The sequence below is a fragment of the Pseudomonas sp. PvP027 genome, from assembly GCF_017833005.1.
Taxonomy (GTDB): Bacteria; Pseudomonadota; Gammaproteobacteria; order Pseudomonadales; family Pseudomonadaceae; genus Aquipseudomonas; species Aquipseudomonas congelans.
The window spans coordinates 1,602,354-1,614,116 of record NZ_JAFIBK010000001.1; the positions used below are offsets into that span (position 1 = coordinate 1,602,354).

Below are 11,763 nucleotides of genomic sequence, written 5' to 3' on the forward strand. Positions count from 1 at the left end.
CCGTCGCGGTTGTCAGCTAAACATTTTGTCCATGATTGATCCGGCGGTCTGCGAGGCATCCTGGCTCAGAGCCTGGCTCTGCGCGGAAGCCCCACCCTGAGTGCCGCCTTGCATCAGCTTGAGGAAGTCCTCGGCACTGAGGGTGACGCTCACGTTGCCGCCGCCGAAGTTTCCACCACCAGGACCGCCAGCCGATCCGCCACCGCCGCCTTCACCAGAGGAGATGGGCAAGCCACTGTTTGCCAGCATGCCCGACGATGACGCAGAGCCACTGGCAGCGCTTTGGCCCAGCATATTGATCGCATCCTGAAAGGCGCTGGCCTCGGCGCTGTTGAGCTTGAAGTCAGGATTGCCTTTGTCATCGACCTCATTGAGTTCGTCAGACCACGACTTGGTGTTGCCGTCTGCGTCATGCGGAGAACCAAACTCCTCGGGATGCTGATCCATGAACTGCGCAACCTCTTCGAGGATGGCTTTGTCCTTTTCGTCAAACGTGGCCCCCCCCGAATTGGAGGCTTCATCAGAAGGTTGCAGCAGGCTGTTGAGCTTTTCCTGAGCCAGGCCGCCAAGCAGTTTGGACAATATGTCTTCACCGCCTGCGCCGCTACTGCCGCCCACCCCCGCGCTGCCACCGAGCAGTTGCTCGATCATGCCGCTCAAGGCTTCCTTGAGTTCTTCCGGCGACATGTTCTGCACCGTAGAGGCGCCTGTGCCCTGCGCGGCGCCCTGCGCACCGCTGCCTGCGCCCATCTGCTGGAGCATCGAACCGAGGGCTTTTTCAAGGAAATCGGAGAGCATTTTGACCAGCGGGTTGTCGCTGTTGACCTGACCCTTGTCATTGGTCATCGACTTGACCAATGTGTCCAGCGCGGCATCCAGGGTCTGTGGGCGCTCACTTGCGCCAGACGCGTTCGTGCCGAATCGCGTCTGCGACTCGTTGCCGAGGCCGAACGACCGACTGTTATTTTCGATATTCATGGGGGAGATAGACATGCCTATACGTCCTCTGATGATCAGGCATACAAGAATGACGGCGGCGTCGTGGCAAACCTCGCAACAGGCTTGCCAAGCCGCCGCCAGACGCGATCAGTAGCTGATGGAGCCGACGTTCTGCGAGACGTTGTTCATGTGATTGATGTCGGCTTTCTGGACCATGCTCTGCACGGCGTTTTCAGCTTGTACCTTGACGCTTTCGCGACCGGCATTAGTGACCTTGGAGTCAGCTGCGCCCGTGGCGTCGGACAAGTTCTCGGCGTTCTCGGAGGAGCGATCGGTCATGCCACCGTCACTGCCCGCGGTCATCGCGCCGAACGCGTTGGAAGCACTGCCAATAGTGTTATTAATGGAGTTAAAAAGATTGCCCAACATAATGCACCTCAGCTTGTTGAATAGCGTGGGAGATTCAGGCCTGACACGGTTGGATCGTCAGTCCTGATCACTGAGTGGGCACGAGGAAGAAAGCAGTTCCACTTTTAACGAATTGATTAGTCGGTGACTGACGAATGAAGTCGTTGACGACGGCCCCCGCAGTGAGCGCCAGAGGCGCGCAACCATTGCAGATACTGGCTGCAGGGCCGGGATCGAAGGTTAAAACGGTATTGAGAACCGAGTCGGATAAAACGAGGCGTCAGGCTGAAAGGCTTTTGATGCGGTGATAAAGAGTGCGACTCGGGATGCCCAGTTCGAAACTGGCCGCTTCGACACTTTGCTGATGCCGCTTCATGGCTTCATCGATAAGAATCCGCTCGATGACCCGCAACTGCGCCTTCAACTGCAAGGGCTCCGGTGAACATGCCTGGGCCAGCGGCGCAAAGCCCAATACGAAACGTTTGGCACTGGACTTGAGCTCGCGGATGTTGCCGGGCCATGAATGAGTCAGAAGTTGCTGAGTCACCGCTGGCGTCACCACCGGTGCGGGACGCCCAACCAGCATGGCTTGCTTGGCCAGGAAGCGATTGAACAGCGGGATGATTTGCTCGCGACGCTCGCGCAGCGGCGGCATCTGAATGCTGACCACGCTGAGGCGGAAGTAAAGGTCGCGGCGGAAAGTACCCTCTTCCACCAGTTGCTCCAAGGGACGTTGCGACGAGGTGATCACGCACATGTCCACCGGGATGAATTCGGTCGATCCCAGGCGCTCCACACCTCGGGTTTCCAGTACCCGCAGCAGCTTGGCCTGCAATGACAGTGGCATGCTGTCGATCTCATCGAGGTATAGCGTGCCGCCCTGAGCAGCCTCCACATAACCACTGCGTGATTTGCTGGCACCTGTATAGGCACCACTGACGACACCGAACAGTTCGCTCTCGGCCAGACTCTCCGGAATGGCAGCGCAATTCATCGCGACGAACGCTCCGCGTCGTCGCGACAGACGGTAAATCTGTCGAGCGAGGGTATCCTTTCCCGTGCCGGTTTCACCGACCAGCAACAGGTCGATATTCAACGGAGCCGTATTGGTAGCCAGGTACTGCAAGTCAACGAAATCGCCAAAATAGGCAATATCCTTCAGGTCCGCTTCGTACTCACGTCTATCCATGTGGGATACCCTCTTCGCACAAACGTCCGGTGTCTCGGCCTTATTGGTATATAATTTGCGCTTGACAAACTACAGAGGCCGCACAAGTAAAGTGATTGCATTTCTAATGACTTTCCTCTCCCTGTTACAACGGGAAGGCAGTCAGAGGGGATGCGGTATTTTCGAAAAGTCCGCTCATCCTAGACCTAGGCTTCACGAACTAAGTTCCCGGGAAGTTATAGTTAGCGCTTTTTTAATGCTGTTAAGCCCGTAAACACTGGCTTACTGCATGTGCCGACCCAGAGCCTTCAAGCACTCTAAAAACGACACTCACCTACTGTTTGCGACACAGCAGATCAGGGTGACTGTTAAAAGTGACATTTTTATGAATGCACTTCACACCAACAACTTAACTCTCATAATCATGTACGCGCATCACATTAACTGCGCCACCACTACTGTGCCATACGGTGTGAACCTGTTCAAAGTTTATAAACTACAAAATAGTATTGTTGCCCGTGAAAAGGAGTATTGGATCGCTCCACTAGTGTTGGCGTCGACAAGGCCATCGGGCAATAAACGCAGCGGTCAGGCCGACACTTGCCGGTTGGTCCAGCATCTGCAGATGCGTCAGCAGGTAGGCATTGACGGTTTGCACGACCTCACCGGCATCCACGCCCTCCTGACTGCAGAACAACAAGCCTGCATTCGCATCGTAAACACCCTGAACGTATCCCAACGCCTGCATCTGGCCGGCCGTCAATGGCCGTCCCTGCCGGATCTCGCGTAACGGTTGCTGCAGGTCGTGCCCGCTGAAAAAAGCGCCGTGGGCAGAAGCACACAGACTGGCCAGCACAAGCCCGCCGGCGAATCGCATCGAGCGCATCAAATGTTTATCGCCTGCGCTGCTGGCCACAGACCTTTCCGTACGCCCGCGCGAAGGCTTGTGCACGTACTGCGCACGGAAAAAACTGCCAGGCACCATCGGGTCGATCTCGTCGTGATCATGACGCTGTGTGGTCGAAGCCACCAAACCGGTTCCATGTTTTGTGCAAAGTTTTCTGAAACGCGTTTGCAAGGAACCGATTGTCCCTGCGCAGCCACACATCCCTTGCCCACTTCACCCGTGGGTCTTCAAGCATCAACCCCTACCGGCAACCTCGAATACGCCCGCTGCCCGGCAAGCGGCCATCAGTGGGCTGGAGCACCGCCAATCGATCATCCGTTCGGAGAGAGCACATGAAATTACCTGGACTCAGCAGCTCGCCACCCAAAACCCCTGACGTCACACCGAATGCTACAAAGCCTGAAGCCAAGCCCAGCCCAGCCAGGACGCCAGCAAACCGGCCGACACCCAGAACAACTCCGGTAACGGCGGCAACAGCGCCACCGGCAATTTCAGTAACGTGGCTCAAGGCACAGGGTCATTGGCCAGCGGCAGTGCGTCTCTGTATCGCGCCGACCAAAGCAGTCAGAACCAGCCCCAGGCGACGCAGGGCAATCAAGGCGCTCAAGGCAGCTCTGGTGGCGTGAGCTATGGCAGCAACAGCGGTGGCTCGATACCGCCCTCTCTGCAAAACAACACCTCCAGTCAGCAGAGTCAGGGGCTGAGCGGCAGTGACGGGCTGTCGAAACTGCTCTCGCCACTGGCGAAGATGCTGGATAAAGTCCTCGGCACCATGCTCCAGCATTCCGGCGGTGGCTCAAGCATGCAGTACGTCGGCGGCAATGCCTCTGCGCAGAACAAACCCACCCCTGACGTAGAAATCAACATCCAGCTGGGCACAGCAGGTCGTAACAGCGCCCAGCAAGCCGCCCCCTTGGCGCAATTGCAGCCTGCTGCAACTCCGTCCAGCGCGACCACCACCGCAGCACCTTCGCAGGTCACCGGCAACGCAGGCGCGCAACCGGCAGCGGAGAGCGAGAAAGACACCTCCACCAAGCCGACTGAAGCCACCGGCAGGCCAGCCGGTGACACCCGTAGCGCCGAGGAAATCATCGAGGCCAACCCTATCCTCGCCAAACTGGGCGATCAGAAGGACATCAACCGTGAGGGTGCCTACAAACAGCTCGGAGACTGGACGGAAAACAACAAGGACCCGGAGGCACGGGCCGACGCGGCCTATAACGCTGCACGCGTGCTCAATTACATCGATGCCTCGCACGGCGCCAGTGGCAGTGATCGCGGTGACAAGGCTGGCAACGGCGACCTGGAAGGTATTACCGACGACGGCGATGCACGGCACGGAACACCCGCCGGCAACTGGAAGGACTTCACAGAGAAAGGCTATGGCGCACTTAAGGATGATCACCGCCTGGACAAGACCAATGACACTCACGTGAAAGCAGATGGCAGTACCAAGAATGATCTGCCCTGGGCTGCAGGCGAGGCCGGCAAGGCGCTGTGGTTCATTCCCGGCTTGAGCAGAGTGTTGACCGGTGTCGGCGATTCGGACGGCAGCCTGGGCGGGATGATCAAGGGTGGCATCGAAGGTGGTGTAGAAACGGCCGTGGACGCACTCGAAGGCATTGCCCGCGGTGGCAAGAACCCTGCAACGGCGCTCTTCGGGGCCTATACCGGGGCCTTGGCAGGCAACGAGGCGGCCCCTGAAGAAGTACGCAAGGTGGCTGGCATGCTCTAAGCCGCCTCTCTGGCTTCAAGCTTTCTGGCTTCAGGCACTGTCCCCTGCCGCGCATTTCGCTGGTGTAAACATGCGCGGCGGGTCTTGAGCCTGCCAGGCAGGTACGGCATCACTCCTCATCGTGGCCGTTCGTCACGACCTTCGTTACAGCGTGCGCATCTCGATACATCGCCCCCTGCCTGCACGCAGGCACCGTAACACCCCACTGAGCAGATCCCCCTGCACGGCATTTTCGGCCGAACGGACACCCTTGTCGGGAACCCGTTGTGCACGTGCTGCCACTCACTTTTTTAACGCTTGCCCTATGGCTGCCTGGCCTGGACAAGCGATTACATCGAAGCACCCCATCCCTAGCTGAGGACAATAATAATCATGGCTATACCTCATCAATATCGCCGGCTGCTGGACGAAATCCGCCAGTTGGCCCTCTTGCCTGAATCCATCCTGTCTCATGAATTGACGCACCTCACCATTCGCGGCGTCGACTTTTCCATGTACCCGGTCGGCGACCAGCAGCAAGAGCACGTCGTGATCCATTGCGAGCTTGGCGCACTGCCCGACAAGCGCCGCGAAGAAGTGCTGATCCGCCTGATGGACACCAATTTCCATATGGTGAATTCCGCAAAATCCGTCACGTTCTGTCGCAACGAGCAAAGCGGGCACATGATGCTCAGCGCAGCACAGCCGCTGGCTGATCTGTCCGGCAAGGCGGTTCTCGATCAGATGGGCTCGCTGGCCGACTACGCACTGGCATGGCGTGAGCATTTCTTCCTCGGCGACAGCAGCTCAAAACAGCGGACGACGGCAGCGCCAGCGCCGCAACCGGCACGCACCGTACTTTCGCAGAGGGCCCTCTCATGAGTCCGCTCGGCATTGGCAGCTCAAAGCAAATCGGGCGCGTACAAACACCTGAACACGACAACATCGAACTGGCCAAAGTGCAGGGCGTGAAAACCTCCAGCCGAGGCCCCGTCGATCCTCACCAGGTGCCTGGCGACCTCCAGCAGACCAGAAACAGAGCTCCTTTCAGGATGTCGTCGCAGCTTGCAAGAGATGCGACGAAGCTTGCCAAAGGCAAGCAGAAAATGAGCGCTGATCAATTGCGCCATCGTATGCAGGTCGAAGGGCGCTACCTTGCCGAACGCATGGCACATGCTGAACAAATCGGAGAACCCGAGAGCGGTTATGTGAGCTTTTCCCATATCGCTGCGGGGCTCGGATCGGAGAACTCGATCGCAGACGAAATCGACCAGGCCAGCGCGCAGTTATCCAGACAGCTTGAGGAACTCCTAGCGGAGCCGGCCAGGCCGGATCAGAGCAACATGCAGCACATGACGGGCCTGCTCAAGGACTTGCTCAACGCCCAATCCAGGCTGTTTGCCGCACATGCCGCAGAGTATGAAGAAGTGCGCAGGATGCCGAACCTTTCCACGGAAGACAAAGCAGATATCCTGCGCAGCGAATTGAGCTTCGCGACTTACGCAACCAACAGTGCCGTGCAGATTCCAGCCATGGTTGACAAGGCACTGGACAAGGCCTCGGTGATCGCCGCCTCACTGGACACACTGGGGCAACCCGAAGAGGCCGCTCAATGGCACGCCACTGCGAATGAATTGAAGGAAGTCCAGAAGGATATTTCCTCCGACTTCAAGACGGCGATCGATCAGGCCAAGCTCTCGCTGGTGCTCAAGCAGTATCAGGACACCAGTTCCGACTGGAAGAACCAGGGGCGCGCCTTCATGGGTCAGGGCCTGCGTCAGGCGGGCCTGTCCGGCTTCGCACTCGGAGCCGTCCGCGCGTTCACACTCGCGGGGATGGCAAATCACCCCGTTGCCCAGGTGTTCGGCGCAGGCCTCACTACCGGCATCGCCCACGAAGTCGGCACTCAACTGCTGGCCACGGCGATCCTGGAAATAGTCGGAGGGGCAACACGCCCCATCAACAGTGCCGAGGTTCTGCCAACGCCCAACAAACTGGTCAGTGAAGACGGTCAGGTCCGCCCCCGCAATGACGAAGAAATGAAAAAGGAAATGGACCTGGTCAATGCGATGCGTCAGGAACATGAGCAAAGCAAAAATGCCAACAAGACAGGCTCTCTTCCCGGCGAAGCCAAGGCTTGGGCGTTTTTTTCAGGCGTTCAGGGCGCGCGTGCCGCTATCACCAGTGATATGGACCTGACGGCGTTTCAGGACGCAGGGGCGGTAACGCTCGGTTCCATTCTTGCCGGATTTTTCATGGGCGGAACCCACGGCGCGGACGGACTGAACGCGAAAATGACCGATCAGTTCGGACGCAAACTGCATGCGCACACCATGAAAGAGCCTTCCGACAAACCAACAGGAGCCCGAGTGAAAAAAGCCGTTGACGATGGCTTGGCAAAACTGAATCCTTTTGAAACGGCCAATCGCAAGGTGTTCGAAAACAAAGTGGCAGCGATGATTGCCGGTATGGGTTACGCCAAGATACTGGACCCCGCTATCGACGCGGTATCTGGCAGCAGTCCCGCCATGAAAGCTGGTTTGACCGGTCTTGCTGCAGGCGTGCAGTCGGCCATGCTGCTGTCTCAAGCCTGGGGAGGATTCGGGTTGGGGGCACAGGTGACGGCCGACAAGAAGGCACTCGCCACCGAGCGTGACAGAAAAGCGCTGGAGCAAGGCGGAACCGCCGCACCAGCCGGGCCTCGAAGTTATGAACGACTGCGCACGGCGTTAAACAATACCACCGACCCGGGACGCGAACACTTCACTCATGCGACCAAGGCCGGCACGTTGTCTCGCAAGGCGGAAGATGCCTACGTGAGGCTTCAGGGTGTGGGCGAAATGGTCGAGGCGCTGGTCACCGACACACTGGAGGACGGTCCGGGATTGCTGGCTGAAGCGGGTAGCAGTGTAAAAAAAGCCTTCAAGGGCGACAAGGTAGAGGCCAGCTCATCCGCGCAAGGCGACACCTCGAAAAAATAGGCACAGGACCTGTACGCAGATGACCCTGAGCATCTGCGTACAGGTTTCTGAAGCCACCTGCGCCAGAGAAAGGGCTTGCGTGCAACGCGCCGCTCCTCCCCCTTTTCTGCCCTTGCCGGACCTGTTCGGCAAGGGCATTTTTGGTTACGATCCCTCCCCTCGCCGATAGACCGGCCGGTGCTTTCATAAACATTCGAAGCAAAAGAAGGAGAAGTACCGTGCGCGCTCTGGCTGCCTTGAGTCGTTTTGTCGGCAACACGTTTGCCTACTGGGTTTTGCTGTTCGCCATTCTGGCGTTCCTGTTTCCCCAGGTGTTCATCGGCCTGAAAAGCTGGATCGTGCCCTTGTTGGGGCTGGTCATGTTCGGCATGGGCCTGACCCTGAAACTCGACGATTTTTCCGAAGTCGCGCGTAACCCCTGGCGAGTGGCGCTGGGTGTGATCGCGCACTTTGTGATCATGCCAGGTGTGGCCTGGCTGCTCTGCCAGGTGTTTCAACTACCGCCGGAAATCGCCGTGGGCGTGATTCTGGTCGGTTGCTGCCCGAGCGGTACTTCATCCAATGTCATGGCCTGGCTGGCAAAGGGTGATCTGGCGCTGGCGGTGGCAATCGCTGCAGTCACCACTCTGCTTGCCCCGCTGCTGACCCCGACCCTGATCTGGTTCCTGGCGTCGGCGTGGCTGCCGGTGTCCTTTCTCGATATGTTCTGGTCGATCCTGCAACTGGTCATGCTGCCGATTGTGCTGGGCGTGATTGCCCAACGCCTGCTGGGCGCGCGGGTCAGCTATGCGGTAGACGTGCTGCCGCTGGTGTCGGTGGTCAGCATTGTGATGATCGTCTGTGCGGTGGTCGCCGCCAGCCAGGCGAAAATCGCTGAATCCGGCCTGCTGATCATGGCGGTGGTGATCCTGCACAACACGTTCGGTTTTCTGCTGGGTTATTTCACTGGCAAGGTTTTCAAGCTGCCATTAGCGCAACGCAAGTCGCTGGCGCTGGAAGTCGGTATGCAGAACTCGGGACTAGGCGCTGCGCTGGCCAGTGCGCATTTTTCGCCGCTGGCGGCGGTGCCAAGCGCGCTGTTCAGTGTCTGGCACAATATTTCCGGTGCGTTGCTGTCGACGTATTTCAGGAAGATGCCGGAGGAAGAGAATACGTCCGCTCGTTGATGCCATTTGACTGTCGTCCCCACGCTCCAGTGAACTGACCCCAAAAAGTTGGACGGTTGGCTATCGTTCCCATGCTCCGCGTGGGAATGCAGTTCGTGACGCTCTGCGTCACACGGCGGTTCTGCGGTGTCAGGTGGATCGGGGTTCGGCTCAGGTCACCTTTTCGCCCCTCGGCGACTCACTTTGAGGGACCAAAGTGAGCAAAGTCCCAGCTCCGTTTCCGGCCCGACTTCGTCGGGTTCCTTCGCCCTGTCACTGATCCGGGGCTAGCCGCACCGGGCCATCCATGGCCCGGTGCGGCTAGCCTGGCGTCCTGCCAGGCTACCCCCGGATCAGCGCCAGGACTCAGCCGTCACTTACGTCGCACTCTGCGTCGTCTGTGCCATCGCGGTTGAAAAGCATTTCGGTGGTAGTTAATGCGATTTTGACTATCGTTCCTCACGCTCCGCGTGGGAATGCAGTTCGTGACGCTCCGCGTCACACGGCGGTTCTGCGAGGTCAGGTGGATGTGGGTTCCAGCTCAGGTCACCTTTGGCCATCGTGCCAATCCGAAGTGATTGGCACGTCAGTTGTACAGAGCGTAAACGCTACTGCACTTTCCCTCTCAGTGCTTTAACTTCTTCGCGCACGTCCACGGGTGTCGCCACATCTGCTGCAATGGGCGAACCGGCAACCAGTACGACGCGAGACCACAGGCGGCGAAACAGGGTCTTGCTCGGGTCGCGGCTGAAGAAGCTGCCCCACAGGCCTTGCAGTGCCATTGGAATGACCGGTACCGGGGTTTCCTGGATGATGCGGCTCATGCCGTTCTTGAAGCCGCTGATTTCGCCGTCGGTGGTCAGTTTGCCTTCCGGGAAGATGCACACCAGTTCGCCTTCCGCGAGGTACTGGGCGATGCGCTTGAACGACTTCTCGTAGATGTCCATGTCTTCGTTACGCCCGGCAATGGGGATGGTCCCGGCCGTACGAAAGATGAAGTTAAGCACCGGCAGCTGGTAGATCTTGTAGTACATGACAAAGCGAATCGGACGCCTCACTGCACCGGCAATCAGCAATGCATCGACAAAGGACACGTGATTGCAGACCAGCAGCGCCGCACCTTCGTCCGGGATCCGGTCCAGGTTGCGATGTTCGACGCGGTACATGGAATGGCCAAGCAGCCAGATCATGAAGCGCATGGTGAACTCGGGGACGATCTTGAAGATGTAGATGTTGACCCCGATGTTCATCACCGACACGGCGAGAAACAGCTGCGGAATCGACAGTTTGGCAACGCTCAGCAGCAGGATCGAGACAATTGCCGAAACCACCATGAACAGCGCGTTGAGGATGTTGTTAGCGGCAATGACGCGCGAGCGCTCTTTCACCGGCGTGCGCGACTGGATCAACGCGTACAGCGGCACGATGTAAAAGCCACCGAATACGCCGATACCGAGAATGTCGAACAGCACCAGCCAGCCCTGCCCGAAGGACAGCACCGCCAGCCAGTCGTTGGCCTGCACATTCTGCGGGAAACCGCCCGAATGCCACCACAGTAGCAGGCCAAAAATCGTCAGGCCCATCGAGCCGAACGGCACCAGTCCGATCTCGACCTTATGCCCGGACAAGCGCTCGCAGAGCAGAGAGCCCAGCGCGATGCCGATGGAGAACACGGTCAGAATCAGCGTAACGACCGTTTCGTCGCCGTACATCCATTCCTTGGCATAGGCCGGGATCTGCGTCAGGTAGATAGCCCCCACGAACCAGAACCACGAGTTGCCGACAATCGAGCGCGAGACTGCGGGCGTTTGCCCCAGCCCCATGCGCAAGGTGGCCCACGACTGGGTAAAGATGTTCCAGTTGAGTTTCATCTCCGGCGAGGCAGCATCGGCGCGCGGGATACCGAAGCTGGCCAGGAATCCCAGGCAGGCGACCAGCACGATGGCAGCAGCCACCACCCAGGCGTATTGCGAGGAGGACATCATCACACCCGCGCTGATGGTGCCGGCCAGAATCGCCAGAAAAGTGCCCATCTCGACCAGCGCGTTGCCACCGACCAGTTCGCTCTCGCGCAGGTGCTGGGGCAGTATCGAATACTTGACCGGCCCGAACAGCGCCGAATGCGTGCCCATGGCGAACAGCGCGGCCAGCATCAACTCCAGATGATTGAACAGAAAGCCTGCCGCGCCCACCGCCATGATGACGATCTCGCCGAACTTGATGATCCGGATCAACTTGTCTTTGGGGTATTTCTCGCCGAACTGCCCGGCCAGCGCCGAGAACAGAAAGAACGGCAGAATGAACAGCAAGGCGCACAGATTGACGTAGATCGAGCGATCCCCGTCGATGCTCAGCTTGTAAAGGATGGCAAGGATCAATGACTGCTTGAAGATATTGTCATTGAACGCCCCGAGGGACTGCGTGATGAAAAACGGCAGGAAACGGCGTTTCCCGAGCAGGCTGAATTGTGACTGTTGGCTCATCGTCCGTGGTCCTGAGAG

The 11,763-nt window shown here is 58.5% G+C and carries 9 protein-coding genes; 4 read left to right on the top strand and 5 right to left on the bottom strand.

What is annotated here, in order from left to right:
• Window positions 1-12: 12 nt before the first annotated feature.
• The 4 genes from JOE33_RS06350 to JOE33_RS25980 form a co-directional block, all read right to left on the bottom strand.
• Window positions 13-993 (bottom strand): hypothetical protein, encoded by a 981-nt coding sequence (locus tag JOE33_RS06350; RefSeq protein WP_187625255.1) that lies wholly within the window; start codon window positions 991-993, stop codon window positions 13-15.
• Window positions 994-1,086: 93 nt separating this feature from the next.
• A complete protein-coding gene (locus tag JOE33_RS06355) occupies window positions 1,087-1,368 on the bottom strand; it encodes a hypothetical protein (protein WP_010427582.1) in 282 nt (93 codons plus the stop codon).
• A 259-nt stretch (window positions 1,369-1,627) separates the two neighbouring features.
• Window positions 1,628-2,536, bottom strand: coding sequence for a sigma-54 dependent transcriptional regulator (locus JOE33_RS06360; protein ID WP_010427580.1), 909 nt, complete (start codon window positions 2,534-2,536; stop codon window positions 1,628-1,630).
• 523 nt (window positions 2,537-3,059) lie between these two features.
• Entirely contained in the window at window positions 3,060-3,545 is a 486-nt protein-coding gene (locus JOE33_RS25980; RefSeq protein ID WP_143009981.1) for a Rap1a/Tai family immunity protein, read from the bottom strand.
• A gap of 376 nt (window positions 3,546-3,921) precedes the next feature.
• On the opposite strand from JOE33_RS25980, the gene JOE33_RS06370 reads away from it, so the two are divergent.
• The 4 genes from JOE33_RS06370 (at window position 3,922) to JOE33_RS06385 (ending at window position 9,283) form a co-directional block, all read left to right on the top strand.
• Entirely contained in the window at window positions 3,922-5,157 is a 1,236-nt protein-coding gene (locus JOE33_RS06370; RefSeq protein WP_209924048.1) for a hypothetical protein, read from the top strand.
• A gap of 372 nt (window positions 5,158-5,529) precedes the next feature.
• On the top strand, window positions 5,530-6,018 hold the full coding sequence (locus tag JOE33_RS06375; protein WP_010427572.1) for a CesT family type III secretion system chaperone: 489 nt from the start codon (window positions 5,530-5,532) through the stop codon (window positions 6,016-6,018).
• Window positions 6,019-6,242: 224 nt separating this feature from the next.
• Window positions 6,243-8,117 (top strand): hypothetical protein, encoded by a 1,875-nt coding sequence (locus tag JOE33_RS06380; protein WP_209924049.1) that lies wholly within the window; start codon window positions 6,243-6,245, stop codon window positions 8,115-8,117.
• A gap of 218 nt (window positions 8,118-8,335) precedes the next feature.
• Window positions 8,336-9,283: a bile acid:sodium symporter family protein gene (locus JOE33_RS06385; protein WP_096131811.1), complete on the top strand. Its 948-nt coding sequence runs from the start codon at window positions 8,336-8,338 to the stop codon at window positions 9,281-9,283.
• Window positions 9,284-9,870: 587 nt separating this feature from the next.
• On the opposite strand, the gene JOE33_RS06390 is transcribed toward JOE33_RS06385, so the two are convergent.
• A complete protein-coding gene (locus tag JOE33_RS06390; RefSeq protein WP_187625252.1) occupies window positions 9,871-11,745 on the bottom strand; it encodes an MFS transporter in 1,875 nt (624 codons plus the stop codon).
• Window positions 11,746-11,763: the final 18 nt, after the last annotated feature.

Excerpts from the sequence above, each read along its gene's own strand:
- JOE33_RS06350 (WP_187625255.1), bottom strand. The coding sequence starts at position 993 with ATGTCTATCTCCCCCATGAATATCGAAAATAACAGTCGGTCGTTCGGC.
- JOE33_RS06375 (WP_010427572.1), top strand. The coding sequence starts at position 5,530 with ATGGCTATACCTCATCAATATCGCCGGCTGCTGGACGAAATCCGCCAG.
- JOE33_RS06390 (WP_187625252.1), bottom strand. The coding sequence starts at position 11,745 with ATGAGCCAACAGTCACAATTCAGCCTGCTCGGGAAACGCCGTTTCCTG.
- JOE33_RS06380 (WP_209924049.1), top strand. The coding sequence starts at position 6,243 with ATGAGCGCTGATCAATTGCGCCATCGTATGCAGGTCGAAGGGCGCTAC.
- JOE33_RS06355 (WP_010427582.1), bottom strand. The coding sequence starts at position 1,368 with ATGTTGGGCAATCTTTTTAACTCCATTAATAACACTATTGGCAGTGCT.
- JOE33_RS06360 (WP_010427580.1), bottom strand. The coding sequence starts at position 2,536 with ATGGATAGACGTGAGTACGAAGCGGACCTGAAGGATATTGCCTATTTT.